We start from the raw sequence: 15,747 nt of genomic DNA on the forward strand, positions 1-15,747 counted from the left end.
GGTTACTTACCATTATACAAGACTTGGGGAGGTACTTCCTTTTTTATGCTTCAAAACCATTGGGCCGCAAGGCCTCAGAATTATGAAATTCATTCGATAGCATGAAATTATGTTAATTTTTTAATCCTATTGAATCATCGTTCGTTTGAAAGTCAAATCGTTAATGTTGCTGATCAGCCAGACGGATACTTTTGTAGGTTCATTTATAGCCATCTTCAGATGTTTAATATTTTTTTAACTTCCCCCTTGACTAACTTGTCTATACAAGATACAATGTAAGCGTCATCAGTTATCTTGTATAGACAAGTTAACATGCCATTATTTATATTTTAGCTTTCATATTAGAAAGGGGTAAGGAAAAATGGGTCAATACGAAAAAGCGTCAAAAGAGTTATTAGAACTGATCGGCGGTAGCGAGAACATCAATGTTGTGACACACTGTGCGACACGTATGCGTTTTGTGCTAAACGACACAGACAAAGCCGATGCGAAAGCCATTGAGGATTTAGACATTGTCAAAGGAACATTCACGAATGCCGGACAATTCCAAATCATTATTGGGAACGAAGTCTCTAAGTTTTATAATGAGTTTACGAAGATTGCCGGGGTCGATGATACATCGAAAGATGATGCGAAAGTTGCCGCAAAGCAAAATTTGAATCCGCTTCAACGGTTAATCTCTAACCTCGCGGAAATCTTTACACCACTTATTCCAGCCTTAGTTGTTGGGGGTCTTATTTTAGGTTTTAGAAATATTATCGGTGAAATTCCAAACTTTGGTCCAAATGGTGACCAAGCGCTCGTTGAATTATCACAATTTTGGTCAGGAACGAATCATTTCCTTTGGTTAATAGGAGAAGCGATCTTCCACTTCTTACCGGTCGGTATCGTCTGGTCGATCACCCGGAAGATGGGCACCACTCAAATTCTTGGGATTGTTCTTGGTCTCACGCTCGTTTCACCACAGCTCTTAAATGCGTATGGTGTAGCAGGTGCTGAAGAAATCCCGGTATGGGATTTCGGATTTGCGACGGTTGATATGATTGGTTATCAAGCGCAAGTTATTCCAGCGATTTTAGCCGGTTTTGTGCTTGCCTATCTAGAGATTTGGTTACGTAAGATTATTCCAAACGTAGTCTCGATGATTTTTGTACCATTCTTTGCGTTATTACCAGCGGTTATTGTTGCCCACGTTGTTCTTGGACCAATCGGTTGGACAATTGGTGATTGGATTTCTACTGTTGTTTATAACGGTTTAACATCCGGCCTTGGTTGGTTATTTGCTTCAGTCTTTGGTTTCCTTTATGCTCCACTCGTGATTACTGGGCTTCACCACATGACGAATGCCATTGACCTTCAGTTAATGAGTCAATTTGATGGAACGATGCTGTGGCCAATGATTGCGTTATCAAATATTGCGCAAGGTTCAGCCGTTGTGGCGATTATTCTTTTACACAAGAAAGATGAAAAAGAACAACAAGTATCGATTCCAGCAGCGATTTCTTGTTACTTAGGCGTAACAGAACCGGCGATGTTTGGTATTAACTTAAAATACGGCTTCCCATTCCTTGCCGCTATGGTTGGTTCTGCGATTGCAGGTACTGTTTCAGTCGCAAGTGGCGTTATGGCAAACTCTATTGGTGTCGGAGGTATCCCTGGATTCCTATCCATTCAAGCACCAGACTGGTTCATGTTCTTCGTTGCGATGGCGATCGCGATTGTTGTTCCAATTGTACTGACAATGATCTTAGCGAAGTCACCAATGGGTAAGAAAACGTACGAACGTTTAGGAAAATAAATGCTCACCCACAACCATTCCGACTTTCTCGGGATGGTTGTTAGCGATTTAAATTAGGAATAGATAAAAAGAAAAATGAGACAATCTACAAAGTAACCAATAGAAAAAGGGGTCGATAACATGCATGAACCATGGTGGAAAAAATCAGTTGTGTATCAAATTTATCCAAAAAGCTTTAACGATACAACCGGTAGTGGAACGGGAGATATTGATGGCGTCATAGAAAAGCTCGATTATTTAAAAGAACTTGGTGTCGATGTGTTATGGCTAACACCAATTTATGACTCACCGCAAAAAGATAATGGGTATGACATTCGCGATTACTACTCGATTTTCCATGAATACGGGACAATGGAAGACGTGGACCGCTTACTGGATGAAGCGCATAAGCGTGAACTCAAAGTGATCTTTGATATTGTTGTGAATCATACGTCAACGGAACACAAATGGTTTGTTGAATCAAAGAAAAGTAAAGACAATCCCTACCGGGACTTTTATATTTGGAAAGATCCTAAAGACGGGAAAGAGCCGACCAACTGGGAATCAAAGTTTGGTGGAAATGCGTGGCAGTATGATGAAGCGACCGGTCAGTATTACTTACACTTATTCGACGTTACTCAAGCTGATCTAAACTGGGAAAATGACCAAGTGAGAAATCATGTCTATGAGATGATGACTTACTGGGTTGATAAAGGTGTCGATGGTTTTAGACTGGACGTTATTAATTTAATTTCTAAAAATCAAGCCTTTCCTGAAGATGACTCAGATGGACGTAAATTTTATACCGATGGCCCGAAAATTCATCAATATTTACAAGATATGCATGAACAGGTCTTTAAAGATAAAGATCTCATCACGGTTGGTGAGATGTCATCAACGTCCATCGACAACTGTGTTAAATATACCCATCCTGACCGAAATGAACTATCTATGACGTTTAGTTTTCACCATTTAAAAGTCGATTATCCTAACGGGGAAAAGTGGACAAAAGCGCCGTTTGATTTAGCCCAATTAAAAACGATTCTGACCGACTGGCAAGTTGGGATGCACGAAGGTGGTGGCTGGAATGCGCTCTTTTGGTGTAACCATGACCAACCACGTGTCGTCTCACGTTTTGGTGATGAAGGAAAGTATCATAACCGCAGTGCAAAAATGCTTGCGACGACGCTCCACATGATGCAAGGGACCCCGTATATTTATCAAGGGGAAGAGTTTGGGATGACGAATCCTAACTTTGAGTCAATCGATGATTACCGTGATGTTGAATCACTCAACACGTACCGAATGATGACAGAGCGTGGTGTATCTAAAGAAGAGGTACTAGACATCTTAAAACAAAAATCTCGTGATAACGCTCGAACGCCGATGCAGTGGAACAGTTTAGCACACGCAGGCTTTACTGATGGCACGCCGTGGATTGACGTCGCCCGCAACTACAAAGAAGTGAATGCAGAAAATGCCTTAAAAGATATAGACTCTATTTTTTATTACTACAAGCGCCTCATTCAGCTAAGAAAAACTGAGCCTATCATCACTGATGGAAAATACCGGTTGATTTTAGCGTCAGATTCTGATATTTTTGCCTATGTGAGAGAAATGGATGAGGAACAACTTGTCGTGTTAAACAATTTCTACGATCAAGAGGTCACCTATGATCTAACACATGAAGGGATTCTAAGTAAGGAAGCTCGGGTGTTAATCAGTAACATGAATGACCAGCAAGGCGATACTAAAACAGGTGTCTTACGCCCTTATGAATCGGTTGTTTACCACATAAAGTCATCTATCTCAACTAAGTGACTAAAGGAAGATGATGATGAAAAATAAATACTTGGTAATCTACCAAGACTTACTCGAACAAATAGAAGATGGCATTCATCCGGTGGATAGTTATTTACCAAGTGAAAACGAACTGAAAGGCCAGTATCAAACGTCAAGGGAAACGGTACGAAAAGCGCTGACGTTGTTATCACAAAATGGCTATATTCAAAAAGTGCGCGGGAAGGGCTCGGTTGTGTTGCCGCAGAGTAAGTTCGATTTTCCAGTGTCTGGTTTAGTGAGCTTTAAAGAATTACGTGATAAGCTCGGAGAAGATATCAATACCGAGGTATTATTTTTAGATACACATGTCCCATCCCGTCATATTAAGAAGCAATTATTAATTGCAGATGACGATACCGATACGCTTGTGACAACGGTCATACGGGCGCGGGAAATTAACGGAGAAAAAGTGATTTTAGATAAAGATTATTTCTTAGCTGAGAAAATTTCAGGACTAACCGAAACCATCGCCAAAGATTCCATCTATCAACATGTAGAAGGCACGCTCGGTTTGTCGATAAGTTTTGCGAAAAAAGAAATCACGGTCGAGGATCCGACAGAAGAAGATCGTGAGTCACTGGATTTAGACGGCTTTCATAACATTGTCGTCATTAAAAACTATGTGTATTTAGAGGATGCCACACTGTTTCAATATACCGAATCTCGTCACCGACCGGACCGTTTTCGTTTCGTTGATTTTGCGAGACGTCATCATTAAAGAAAAGACCGATCCAAACCCTTAATATAGGACTTGGAACGGTCTTTTTGTCTGATGCTTATGATGATGTTAGTGTTCTTTAAGATCACTGAGTAATTTTTGATCAATAGATTTGACGTGTAAGTCGCGCTGAGGGAATGGAATCTCGATGTCATGCTGATTAAAGGTACGGAAAATATTAAAATTCACACTCGATTTGATACGCATAAACTGTTTCGGATCTTGAATCCAAATGAAGAGTTCAAAATCAAGTGATGAGTCACCAAAACCAACGAAATTGACAAATGGTTCTGGTGTCGTCAGAATCGTCTCATGTTTGTTGCTTTCTTCTTCAGCCACAGACATCAAAAGGGCTTCTACTTTGTCGACATCGCTGTCATAAGAAACACCTATCGGTACGACGAGTCGCATCTCGGGTGCCGCATAAGAGCGGTTCACAACATGTTCTTCTAAGAAGTAAGAATTAGGCACGATGATATGTTCATTATTTATCGAGCGAATAATCGTTGCACGCATATTGATCTTCTCAACGTCTCCAATAATCTCTTCCACAATGACCCGGTCACCGACTTTAATCGGTCGCTCAAATAAGAGAATAATCCCTGAAATAAAATTCGAGGTAATGTTCTGAAGACCAAAGCCAATCCCAACCCCTAACACACCCGCAAAGACGGTCAAAGCACTTAAATCAAGACCAACCATAGACGTTGTCACCAGCACCGCGATAATCATTACTACGTAATGAAATAAACGATTAAAGGTATACTGAATGCCAACGTCTAATTGATAGCGGGTGAAGACTGTCGGTAAAAATTGTTTCGTCAAAACTTTAGACAAATGATAGGCCAGTGTTAACACAAAGAAGCTGACGATGAGTAAATTGAGGTCGACATCAAACTTCCCGAATGAAATGAACGGGTAGGTTAAAAATGGCTTCCCTTGATAATACGTCAAGATGAAAATGATAAAACTATAGATGCTGAGCCAATGACCAAAGTGCGAGTCAGGTATCTTCTTTCTGATCAAACGATTAAGTAATGGCGTTAACACGAGAAGCCCGGCCGCAACGATCAGCGGGATAAGTAAATATTGATTGATAAAAAGCCAAACCGATTCCATGACGGTGACACATCCTTTTTTAAAGCTTGATTCTAGTTTAAAGGACGTAGTAGTTTATCGCAAGGAAATGACAAAGTGACCCAGCTAAGATAAACAAGTGAAAAATCTCATGGAAACCGAGATGATTAAACTCAAGGGATTTAGGTTTGATCGCATAAATCACGCCACCTAATGTATAGATGACCCCGCCTAAAACGAGATAGACAAGACCCGCTGTCTCGATATGGTCGGCTAATGGTTGAAACACAAACACAATAATCCACCCCATGCCGATATAGAGAAAAGTGGAAATGATCCTTGGACAATGGAACCAAATGAGTTTAAAGCCAATCCCGCTTAAGGCGATAGCCCAAATCGCGATAAGTAGCGGAATCCCAATCGAATCACGCAACGGGATTAAACAAAACGGCGTATACGTTCCAGCAATCAAGACAAAAATCATCGCGTGATCGACTTTACGTAACCAACTAATGACCGTAGGTGAGGCTTTAATGCCGTGGTAGATGGTTGATGCACTATACAGTAATAAAAGAGAGACGCCGAAAATAATGACCGAGATCGTCGCTGTCATGGTTTCGGTTTTAACTAACATGACAATCATAGCCACTGCGCTTAAAATAATACCGAAAAGATGTGTCAAGCTATTGAGTGGTTCGCGAAAAAAAGTGTGCATAAATATCATAACCCCTTTATGTAGTTTCTAATACTATGTATAATCATACACCTTATTTGAAATCTGTCAACCTTTACTACATAAGATTGTTTCGTTATAATGATGCTAAGAGAACAGAAGAAAAGGATGACGATAAATGACTTCAGATAAAGATTATCAAGCCATAATTGAACGAGACATGATTCCTGATTTAGATTTATATATGGATCAAGTGAGACAGTTATTTGAAAAAACATATGCCGATCATACGCGTGATGATAAAGAGAAGATTTTAACGAAGACCATGATCAATAACTATGCCAAAAGTAAACTCTTACCGCCCATTGTGAATAAGAAGTATCAGACAGAACATGTTATGTTGATTCAAATGATTTATCAACTAAAAGGGGCACTCTCACTTCAAGACATTGAAACCGTCCTATCTTACATTTCCCCGTCAATCGAAGATGAAAAGAAGCGGAATCACGTATATGATGACTATGTCACATTAATGAAAAAACAAGCGCGTGATGCCGTTGAGATGAAAAAGGCAATGGAAGCGGACTTAGCTCGAGAAGAAGAGTCATTAGCTGACTTTTTTTCCATCGCTAGCTTAGTTCAGTTGAGTGCGGTGTTTCGCAAAATGGCAGAAGATAGAATTGATACGTTAAGTGAAGAGAAAACTCAAACAGAGACAAATGTATCAAAACATGACCGAGACTCATAAAGTGTAAGAGTTTTCAAATAACTTTTTTATAAATCGATCGAAAAGTTATTTACCTCGCCTAGGAAGTATAGTAAGATTAAGATTATTTTATGCTGCTTACATTTGAAAATAGAAGTGAAGGGGTGTTTTACATGACTGAAAAAGCACTTGAAATGTTACGTTTATTAGAGAAAAATGCCGCTTATTCTAATGAATTATTAGCGGATTTACTAGCCATCTCAGTAGATGAAGTAAAAGTTTTACGAAAAGAACTCGAAGACCAAGCTGTTATTTTAGGTTACCAAACATTGATTGATTGGACAAAAGTATTAAACACCGAGCTCGTCACAGCGATGATTGAAGTGAAGGTGACACCAACGCGTGGCAAAGGCTTTGATCAAGTTGCTGAGCGGATTTACCGCTTTAAAGAAGTAAAGGCTCTCTATTTAATGAGTGGCGGTTATGATTTATCTATTACCATCGAAGCTCAGTCGATGATGGAGATTAGTCGGTTTGTATCAGATAAATTATCGACGCTTGATTCGGTGATGTCAACCGTGACCCACTTTATTTTAAAGAAATATAAACACGATGGGGTTATTTTTGATCAAGACAATGACCCCGATCCAAGAATGATGGTGACACCATGAGTGAGCGGTTTATCGCAGAACATATTAAGACGTTAAAACCATCTGGTATTAGACGCTTCTTTGATTTAGCGCAATCAATGGAAGGTGTTATTTCCCTCGGTGTGGGTGAACCAGATTTTACGACACCGTGGTCCGTGATTGAAGCAAGTTACCATTCATTAGAACGCGGTTTTACGGCTTATACGCCTAATGCGGGTTTACTAACATTAAGACAATCGATTAGTCGCTTTTTAGATACACGTTTTCAAGTGCGTTATCAACCTGAAGATGAAGTGATTGTGACGGTTGGTGCGTCACAATCAATTGATCTAGCTTTTCGGGCGATTCTTAACCCGGGGGATGAGGTGATTGTCATGGAACCGAGTTTTGTTTCTTATATTCCTACAATCACCCTTGCGGGTGGGGTGCCGGTAATCGTTGATACGTATGAGAAAGATGCGTTTAAGTTATCAAAAGAGGCAGTTGAAGCGGCGATCACGGAAAAAACAAAAGCGATTCTCATCTGTAGTCCGAATAATCCAACAGGAGCCGTCTTAAGTCGAGAAGACTTAATCGGTATTAGTGATGTGATTAAGGGTCATGACTTACTCGTTATTTCTGACGAAATTTATGCTGATCTCCTGTATGATGACACGTACACGAGTATGGCGTCAATGGAGGGTATGAAAGAGCGGACGTTACTTGTATCCGGTTTTTCTAAAGCTTTTGCGATGACGGGCTGGCGACTAGGCTATGTATGTGGTCCGAAGGACTTAATTGCACAGATGCTTAAAATACATCAATATACGATTATGTCAGCCCCAACGATGGCGCAATACGGTGCGATTGAGGCGTTAGAAAATGGTTTAAGTGAAGTTGAGATGATGAAAGAAAGTTACAAACAACGCCGAAATTATGTTGTTAAAGCTTTAACGAGAATGGGGCTAAGCTGTCACGTACCAGGTGGAGCGTTTTATGTCTTTCCTTCCATCAAGTCTACCGGATTATCGTCTAGTGACTTTGCTGAACAGCTATTAATGGAAGAAAAAGTGGCAGTAGTCCCTGGGAGTGTCTTTGGAGATAGTGGCGAGGGTTATATTCGTTGTTCTTATGCGGCATCGATGAAACAACTGACAGAAGCAATGGATCGGATAAGCCGTTTTCTTGATAAGCTTAAAGCAAAGGAGTAAAAAACCTTTGCTTTTTTTACACCCTTATTTGTTCATTGATTCACAAAAAAGATGAAAAAATAAAAAAATATAAATTAACACTTAAAATTCAATAGAATGATGTTATAATACGAATGATTAAATAAAAAAACATAAAAACGTACGATTTTAAGGAGGGGCTATGCATGCTGTCAGATTTAGCTATCGCAAAACAATGTCAGTTACAACCGATTGAGACCATTGCCGATCAAGTCGGACTTGATCAAGCATTCTTAGAACAATATGGGAAACATAAAGCCAAAGTGTCACTTGATGTGATGGAGACGGTAAAGGATAACGAAGAGGCGAACTTAATTCTTGTTACATCGATTAATCCAACGCCTGCGGGTGAAGGCAAATCAACGGTCACCGTGGGTCTTGCCCAGGCAATGAAGCAATTAGGACACAGTGTGAGTTGTTGTTTACGTGAACCATCACTCGGTCCTGTGATGGGTCTTAAAGGCGGGGCGACAGGTGGAGGATATAGCCAAGTCGTACCGATGGAAGACATTAACCTGCATTTTACAGGTGACATTCATGCGATTACGGCCGCAAACAATGCATTATCTGCCTTTATTGATAATCATATTTTTCAAGGAAATGAACTAAACATTGACGTGCGCCGGATTACGTGGAAGCGGGTGGTTGATTTAAATGACCGTGCTCTGCGTCAAGTGATTGTCGGTCTTGGTGGCGTGAAACAAGGTATGCCACGTGAAGACGGTTTTAATATTACTGTTGCTTCGGAAATTATGGCGATTCTTTGTCTTGCGACAGATTATGATGATTTAAAGAAGCGGCTTAATCGGATCATTATCGGCTACAATACAAGTGGTGATCCCGTGACAGTTGAAGACTTAAATGTAGGCGGGGCATTAACGTTATTACTAAAAGAGGCGTTTAAACCTAACTTAGTCCAAACGTTAGAAGGTGTACCGGCGTTTATTCATGGAGGGCCATTTGCAAATATTGCGCATGGTTGTAACAGTGTTGTTGCGACGAAGATGGCATCGAAACTTACGGATTATGTTGTGACTGAAGCAGGGTTTGGGGCTGATTTAGGTGGTGAAAAATTCCTAAACATTAAAGCACGACAAGCAAATCTCGACCCAAAAGCGGTTGTGATTGTCGCTACCATTCGAGCCCTTAAGATGCACGGTGGCGTTAAGAAAGACCAACTGAATGAAGCGAATGTTGAAGCACTACTAGACGGATTGCAAAACTTAAAGAAACATACAGAAACGATTGCGGCTTTTGGTCTACCATTTGTAATTGCGATTAATAAATTCACAGCTGATACCGATGAAGAGATTCAAGCGCTGACTACTTGGTGTCAAGACCATGGCTTTAAAGTCGCGCTGACAGATGTCTGGGCCCAGGGTGGCAAAGGTGGACAGGCGCTGGCGAAACTCGTCGTAGAAACCATCGAGGAAGAGCAGGCAACCTTTAGACCGCTCTATCATTTAGAGATGACATTGGAAGAAAAGATCGAAGCTGTCGCTAAAAAGGTTTACGGGGCGACACATGTTGACTATTCAACCCAAGCAACAGAAGATATCGCGAGGCTTAAAGAACAAGGCTATGGCAATTTAGGTGTTTGTATGGCAAAGACACAATATTCACTCTCAGACGATCCGATGAAGCTAGGACGGCCAGAAGACTTTACGATTACGATTAGAGAATGTCGCCCGTCAATTGGCGCAGGTTTTATCGTCTGTCTCACGGGAGATGTCTTAACGATGCCTGGTTTACCGAAAGAACCGGCAGCGCTTAAGATGGATATAGATGATCAACACCAAGCGATTGGTCTATTTTAATACAAGCAAGAAGACGAAGAGGAGCGGATGTCTGTTTAAGACGAAGCTTCTTTTTTGTTTTTTTTTTTTCCTTAGCTCGGATCTATACGTTTTTCCTTTTTGTTACATTCTTTCTTTCCCCCACTTAAATATCACATCTGGGTAGACAATGATTGTCATTAAATTCTAAGAGGATGTATGATGCCTAATTTCCCTACATCCTAACAATAACAGTGATCGAGTAAATGAAGTGTCACACTGATATACATACGGATAAGTATAAAATATTTTATATTTAATAGTTACTTATATGTACGTTTATGTTAAAATGAAAACGTCATCAAAAATAAAATAAAAGCCAAGGATAGCTGAATGAAAGAAAGGAAGAAAAGATATGAAAATTACACATGTTGAACCCGTAGAAGTACACGTCGCAAAAGGAAGTGTTCCTAACTTGCCAAAAGAGGTTACCGTCACACTCGATAACGGCATTAAAGCACCTTATCCAGTTGAATGGTCAGCTATAGATTCAGTTGAATCTGATATAGAGGTATCCGGACAAATTAAAGTAAATCAGTTTAAAAAACCATTTATTGAACAACGTGCTGACCCTTATTTGTATAAGCATACGGATGGGTACTACTATTTTACTGGCTCATATCCACTCTATGATCGGATTGTGCTGCGCCGTAGTCAATCACTCGATGCCTTGCCAGAAGCAGAGGAAAAGGTAATCTGGGAAGCGCACGAATCTGGCATTATGTCGGAACATATTTGGGCGCCAGAACTTCACTTCATTGACGGTAAATGGTATATGCACTTTGCGGCTGGTGAAAAAGAAGATGTCTGGGCGATTCGTCCTTATGTCTTAGAATGTACAGCGGATAACCCGCTTGAAGGTGAGTGGGTTGAAAAGGGACAAGTTAATACAGAATTCCAAAGTTTCTCACTTGATGCGACAACGTTTGAAATTAACGGCAAGCGCTATCTTGTTTGGGCGCAAAAAGTAGAGAATGAAACCATCTCTAATCTATACATTGGTGAAATGGAAAATCCTTGGACGATTAAAAATCAAGTGTTATTGTCAACACCTGAATACCCTTGGGAAAATAGTGTGTTTTACGTTAATGAAGGAGCCGCTTGCATTAAGCATGGTGGAAAAGTTTACATTGCCTTCTCTGGTAATGCGACCGATCATACGTATGCGGTCGGTTACCTTGTCGCAGATGAAGGCGCTGACTTAACGGATCCAACGGTTTGGACAAAAACTAAGGAACCGGTCTTTGTGACAAGTGAGGAAACACAAGAGTATGGTCCCGGTCATAATAGCTTTAGTAAAGATGAGGATGGTTATGACATTATTGTCTATCATGCTCGTCCATATAAAGAGATTAAAGGGAATTCATTGTATGATCATAATCGACATGCGAGAATTCAGCGACTATTTTGGCAAGAAGACGGTACCCCGTTCTTTGGTACGCCTGGTGATCAAGTTGAACCAACTGACTTAGCCGCAACCGCGATAATTAAAGTAAAAGAATAAGAAATAGAAGTAAAACAGCCACAACTGAATGGTAGTCAGATGTGGCTGTTTTTTTGTGGGCTGTTTTCTTAAGGTCTTCGTGTTTATTTTTTAATCGAGCTTTATGGTGTCCTTGTGAATCAAACATTCGTGAGAATATTTGTTGAGGGAGTTCAATTTAGGGTTGCGGTTATTTACCAAAAGGTTTAAAATAGCATTACCTACCGAACGATAGGTTGGAGGTGAAGAAATGAAAACGAAACGCGCGATTATGACGGGGGCTTTTCAACTATTTGCTGAAAAAGGCCTTGCGTTTAGTATGAGTGAAATTGCTGACTACGTCGGTATTAAAAAGGCGTCTATTTATGCACACTTTTCTAGTAAAGAAGCCATGCTAAAAGCTGTCATTGAAGCAGAAAGTGAAGGTTACTTTTTGCTAAATGCGAGTCAGAAAGACTTAAAAACAATTTTTTTTAATATTCTAACGTATCATAGAGAAGATACGTCACGGGCTTTGTTTTGGAAGCGGTTATTAATTCTTCCACCAGAAGCAATGGAGCGGACTGTGATGGATCAAATTCATCAACGGTTAGACGATCGCTTTGATCTGGTGCGCGAATTAATAAGCTATGAAAGCGATGAGGGAAAAGTAGCGAGTGATAAAGTAGACATGCTAACGGTCATGTTTTTTTCACTGATTCATGGCCTATTATCAAGTGAACTCATTTATACGACAACCGATATGTCACACATGTATGAAGATATTTGGCAACAATTTACGTTAAGTATGTATCAAAGTAAGTCGTAAAACCGTTGAGAAAAAAATAAAGAAATCAGGGATACAGTTATGTTAAAACCGAAATTATTTTCTATTTTAAAGCATAGAAAGACCGAATTAACTAAGGAACAAGTTATGAAAGATATTATTGCAGGAATGGTTGTTGCGATTATTGCTTTACCATTATCAGTCGCCTTGGCCATTGCTTCTGGTGTGACACCTGAAAAAGGATTAATCACCGCCATTATCGCTGGCTTTATTATTTCATTTTTAGGTGGCAGTCGTGTTCAGATTGGGGGGCCAACGGGCGCCTTTGTGATTATTGTCTTTGGTATTATCGCCGATTACGGTCTTGAAGGTTTGACAATCGCTACAATCATGGCCGGTCTCTTTATGATTCTATTTGGTCTGATTAGATTAGGTGGGGTCATTCAGTACATCCCTTATCCGATTGTGACCGGCTTTACGAGCGGGATCGCGGTGGTGTTATTCTCTACCCAAGTGAAAGACTTTTTAGGTCTAGAAATAACAGAGGTTCCCTCTGACTTTTTCGGGAAGTGGGGAGCTTATATTAGTCAGATTGATACCGTTGATCTAACAACATTAGTCGTTGGTGGATTATCACTGTTAATTATTGTGCTGTGGTCGAAAGTGACGAAGAAGATACCTGGCTCATTGATTGCCTTAATTGTTTCGACGGCGTTCGTGCATTTCTTTGATTTACCCGTTAAGACGATTGGTACTGAGTTTGGTGATATATCGCGTCGGATAACGTTTGTTGATTTTTCGTCGTTTGATTTATCACTTACAACCATTACCGCGCTTCTTCGTCCAGCGTTAATGATTGCCTTTTTAGCCAGTATTGAGTCATTATTATCCGCTGTTGTTGCTGACGGGATGATTGGGAAGAAACACCAATCCAATATGGAGTTAATAGCTCAAGGAATTGCGAACATCGGTTCAGCCTTATTTGGTGGCATTCCAGCAACAGGTGCTATCGCAAGAACAGCCGCCAATATTAATAACGGTGGGAGAACCCCGATTGCCGGAATGGTCCATGCGCTTGTGTTACTGGTGATGATGTTAGTTCTCATGCCGCTTGCGAAATTAATTCCAATGACAACTTTAGCGGCGATTTTAGTTGTGGTTAGTTACAATATGAGTGAATGGCGCTCATTTAAAGCTATTATTTCATCAACAAAAAGTGATGCGCTCGTCTTATTGCTGACCTTTTCAATGACTGTGATGTTTGACCTTATTATCGCGATTGAGATTGGCATGATTCTAGCGATGGTTCTTTTTGTTAAGCGGATGATTGAAAGTACGGATTTTCAATTAATCACACACCAATACTTCGAGGAACAAGCGGATGAATCATTTGGTGAAGACATGCCGACCGTTATGAATAAAAATACCGTCGTCTATGAGATTACCGGTCCACTCTTTTTTGGGGTGGCACAGGCGTTTTTAGACGTGTTAAATGAGCTCCATACAGATACAAAGACATTGATTCTAAAACTGACGCACGTGCCGCATATGGATGCAACGGCCTATCAATCGCTCGTATCGATAAAAAAAAGATGTGAAGAGGAAGGGATGACGTTATTGTTGGCAGAAGTAAAAGAGCAACCATTAGCCTTACTAGAAATCAAACAGTTCTGTCAAGACGCATCGGTCGTCATTTTTCCAACTGTACAAGCGGCGATCGACCATCGCGCTTTTTAGCGTACAAAATAACCGACGCATGATGATCAAGAAAAAACAGCCATGACAGGTGTCCCTGTCATGGCTTGTATTATATGCGTCTTCATGCCTTATTATGTGTGTAGAATATACTCTATTTCTTCTTTCTTCCGACTATACTTCACTTTTAGATCTTGACCATCGAAGAACCAAGCATCTTTTTGTTCAATGAAAAAAATCAGCCCGTCAGCTTGAATGAGACTAATCGCATCTGTTGGTTCATCATTGACAGTAAGGCCGATAGAAAAACCATTATAAGCTTGATAACCGCCTTGTCTGACGTAAAAGCGGACCATTTGACCTTCTGTTAATCCCATCTCACGTTTAAACCAATGGATGGCTGGTTGAGTGAGTGATAGCTTCATATGTATTCATCCCCTTTGTATTCCACTATACCAAAAAATATGACAAATGACGATAATTTTACTGTCTTTCATTAGGTAAAAGTATGTAATTTTCGTGATTTCTGGATTAAGCAGTTGACGATTGGATAGAAAAAAAGTAACATAAAACTGTTCGGTTACTGTGCGGTAAAAACAGTGTAAAAAATGTAGCTTTTTAAATTGTTAAAATTTTAAGAGAAATGGTTGATAAACGATATGAACTTTTATTTTGTAAAAAAACCTTCTCTATTAAGAGATGGCATTCAGGAACTATTAAAACGTCGATTTAACGAAAGCCACATTATTTGCTGTAATCAATTTAATTATGAAGAAATGAATGAAGCGTCGATTATTTTAATCGATGTGAATGAAGCGCTTACGAAATTAGACGACATAGAACGGCTACACAATGAAGGTGTGAAGATCGTCTTATGGGTAGAAGAGCTAGGGCTAAAAGAAGCAAAGCCATTATTTAAAATGGGACTTGAAGGTTATCTTTATTACGACATTGATGAAGAGACACTCGTACAAGCGTTACGTTTCATCTTTGAAGGTAAACGTTACGTCTCGCCGTTACTTGGTGGAATGTTAGTCGATGTGTACCGCGAGTCGCATATCAAGAAAACTAAACCACCTCTTGATTTACTATCAAGACGAGAGTGGGAAGTCTTACAATTACTTGTGAAAGGCTACAACAATGTTCGGATTGCTGATGAATTGTTTTTATCAGACAAAACAGTAAAGAATTACGTGAGCTCCATTTTACACAAGTTACATGTACCTGACCGGACCAATGCTGTCATTAAGGCATTGAAAAAACAATGGCTTTATTTATAAAAAACAACAGCGCACTTTTTATATGTCAATCATATAA

Annotated in this window: 14 protein-coding genes; 11 read left to right on the forward strand and 3 right to left on the reverse strand. The window is 40.0% G+C overall.

From position 1 onward, the window contains the following. Nucleotides 1-361 precede the first annotated feature (361 nt). The 3 genes from treP (at nucleotide 362) to treR (ending at nucleotide 4,337) form a co-directional block, all read left to right on the forward strand. Nucleotides 362-1,798 carry a PTS system trehalose-specific EIIBC component gene (treP, locus tag BM390_RS13280; RefSeq protein WP_062319735.1) on the forward strand — a complete coding sequence of 479 codons (1,437 nt, stop codon included), beginning with the start codon at nucleotides 362-364 and terminating at the stop codon, nucleotides 1,796-1,798. Between the two features lie 120 nt (nucleotides 1,799-1,918). Then, on the forward strand, nucleotides 1,919-3,598 hold the full coding sequence (gene treC, locus BM390_RS13285) for an alpha,alpha-phosphotrehalase (RefSeq protein ID WP_089855380.1): 1,680 nt from the start codon (nucleotides 1,919-1,921) through the stop codon (nucleotides 3,596-3,598). A 16-nt stretch (nucleotides 3,599-3,614) separates the two neighbouring features. After that, nucleotides 3,615-4,337 carry a trehalose operon repressor gene (gene treR, locus BM390_RS13290; RefSeq protein ID WP_062319737.1) on the forward strand — a complete coding sequence of 241 codons (723 nt, stop codon included), beginning with the start codon at nucleotides 3,615-3,617 and terminating at the stop codon, nucleotides 4,335-4,337. Nucleotides 4,338-4,406: 69 nt separating this feature from the next. On the opposite strand, the gene BM390_RS13295 is transcribed toward treR, so the two are convergent. Next, nucleotides 4,407-5,456: a mechanosensitive ion channel family protein gene (locus BM390_RS13295; RefSeq protein ID WP_089855384.1), complete on the reverse strand. Its 1,050-nt coding sequence runs from the start codon at nucleotides 5,454-5,456 to the stop codon at nucleotides 4,407-4,409. A 37-nt stretch (nucleotides 5,457-5,493) separates the two neighbouring features. Further along, entirely contained in the window at nucleotides 5,494-6,129 is a 636-nt protein-coding gene (trhA, locus tag BM390_RS13300) for a PAQR family membrane homeostasis protein TrhA (RefSeq protein ID WP_089855387.1), read from the reverse strand. 136 nt (nucleotides 6,130-6,265) lie between these two features. On the opposite strand from trhA, the gene BM390_RS13305 reads away from it, so the two are divergent. From BM390_RS13305 to BM390_RS13335, 7 genes are all read left to right on the forward strand, one after another. Next, on the forward strand, nucleotides 6,266-6,835 hold the full coding sequence (locus BM390_RS13305) for a DUF1836 domain-containing protein (RefSeq protein WP_062319743.1): 570 nt from the start codon (nucleotides 6,266-6,268) through the stop codon (nucleotides 6,833-6,835). 131 nt (nucleotides 6,836-6,966) lie between these two features. Continuing rightward, nucleotides 6,967-7,464 carry an Lrp/AsnC family transcriptional regulator gene (locus BM390_RS13310; RefSeq protein ID WP_089855390.1) on the forward strand — a complete coding sequence of 166 codons (498 nt, stop codon included), beginning with the start codon at nucleotides 6,967-6,969 and terminating at the stop codon, nucleotides 7,462-7,464. Continuing rightward, on the forward strand, nucleotides 7,461-8,633 hold the full coding sequence (locus BM390_RS13315) for an aminotransferase (protein WP_089855393.1): 1,173 nt from the start codon (nucleotides 7,461-7,463) through the stop codon (nucleotides 8,631-8,633). Before BM390_RS13310 ends, BM390_RS13315 begins: the two co-directional genes overlap by 4 nt. A 164-nt stretch (nucleotides 8,634-8,797) precedes the next feature. Continuing rightward, nucleotides 8,798-10,468 (forward strand): formate--tetrahydrofolate ligase, encoded by a 1,671-nt coding sequence (locus tag BM390_RS13320; RefSeq protein ID WP_062319746.1) that lies wholly within the window; start codon nucleotides 8,798-8,800, stop codon nucleotides 10,466-10,468. 373 nt (nucleotides 10,469-10,841) lie between these two features. Further along, nucleotides 10,842-11,990, forward strand: a complete 1,149-nt coding sequence (locus BM390_RS13325; RefSeq protein ID WP_062319748.1) for a family 43 glycosylhydrolase — start codon at nucleotides 10,842-10,844, stop codon at nucleotides 11,988-11,990. Between the two features lie 229 nt (nucleotides 11,991-12,219). Further along, nucleotides 12,220-12,777 carry a TetR/AcrR family transcriptional regulator gene (locus tag BM390_RS13330; RefSeq protein WP_062319750.1) on the forward strand — a complete coding sequence of 186 codons (558 nt, stop codon included), beginning with the start codon at nucleotides 12,220-12,222 and terminating at the stop codon, nucleotides 12,775-12,777. Nucleotides 12,778-12,816: 39 nt separating this feature from the next. Beyond that, entirely contained in the window at nucleotides 12,817-14,472 is a 1,656-nt protein-coding gene (locus BM390_RS13335) for a SulP family inorganic anion transporter (RefSeq protein ID WP_089855396.1), read from the forward strand. Nucleotides 14,473-14,564: 92 nt separating this feature from the next. Here the strand turns inward: BM390_RS13335 and BM390_RS13340 are convergent, their stop codons facing one another. After that, nucleotides 14,565-14,855 carry a HesB/YadR/YfhF family protein gene (locus tag BM390_RS13340; RefSeq protein WP_062319756.1) on the reverse strand — a complete coding sequence of 97 codons (291 nt, stop codon included), beginning with the start codon at nucleotides 14,853-14,855 and terminating at the stop codon, nucleotides 14,565-14,567. A gap of 234 nt (nucleotides 14,856-15,089) precedes the next feature. Between BM390_RS13340 and BM390_RS13345 the strand changes: the two genes are divergently transcribed. Further along, on the forward strand, nucleotides 15,090-15,710 hold the full coding sequence (locus BM390_RS13345) for a helix-turn-helix transcriptional regulator (protein ID WP_062319801.1): 621 nt from the start codon (nucleotides 15,090-15,092) through the stop codon (nucleotides 15,708-15,710). Nucleotides 15,711-15,747: the final 37 nt, after the last annotated feature.

The organism is Halolactibacillus miurensis (genome assembly GCF_900116255.1).
Lineage (GTDB): Bacteria > Bacillota > Bacilli > Bacillales > Amphibacillaceae > Halolactibacillus > Halolactibacillus miurensis.

Coding starts and splice junctions, on each gene's coding strand:
- treP (WP_062319735.1), top strand. CDS start 362: ATGGGTCAATACGAAAAAGCGTCAAAAGAGTTATTAGAACTGATCGGC.
- treC (WP_089855380.1), top strand. CDS start 1,919: ATGCATGAACCATGGTGGAAAAAATCAGTTGTGTATCAAATTTATCCA.
- treR (WP_062319737.1), top strand. CDS start 3,615: ATGAAAAATAAATACTTGGTAATCTACCAAGACTTACTCGAACAAATA.
- BM390_RS13295 (WP_089855384.1), bottom strand. CDS start 5,456: ATGGAATCGGTTTGGCTTTTTATCAATCAATATTTACTTATCCCGCTG.
- trhA (WP_089855387.1), bottom strand. CDS start 6,129: ATGCACACTTTTTTTCGCGAACCACTCAATAGCTTGACACATCTTTTC.
- BM390_RS13305 (WP_062319743.1), top strand. CDS start 6,266: ATGACTTCAGATAAAGATTATCAAGCCATAATTGAACGAGACATGATT.
- BM390_RS13310 (WP_089855390.1), top strand. CDS start 6,967: ATGACTGAAAAAGCACTTGAAATGTTACGTTTATTAGAGAAAAATGCC.
- BM390_RS13315 (WP_089855393.1), top strand. CDS start 7,461: ATGAGTGAGCGGTTTATCGCAGAACATATTAAGACGTTAAAACCATCT.
- BM390_RS13320 (WP_062319746.1), top strand. CDS start 8,798: ATGCTGTCAGATTTAGCTATCGCAAAACAATGTCAGTTACAACCGATT.
- BM390_RS13325 (WP_062319748.1), top strand. CDS start 10,842: ATGAAAATTACACATGTTGAACCCGTAGAAGTACACGTCGCAAAAGGA.
- BM390_RS13330 (WP_062319750.1), top strand. CDS start 12,220: ATGAAAACGAAACGCGCGATTATGACGGGGGCTTTTCAACTATTTGCT.
- BM390_RS13335 (WP_089855396.1), top strand. CDS start 12,817: ATGTTAAAACCGAAATTATTTTCTATTTTAAAGCATAGAAAGACCGAA.
- BM390_RS13340 (WP_062319756.1), bottom strand. CDS start 14,855: ATGAAGCTATCACTCACTCAACCAGCCATCCATTGGTTTAAACGTGAG.
- BM390_RS13345 (WP_062319801.1), top strand. CDS start 15,090: ATGAACTTTTATTTTGTAAAAAAACCTTCTCTATTAAGAGATGGCATT.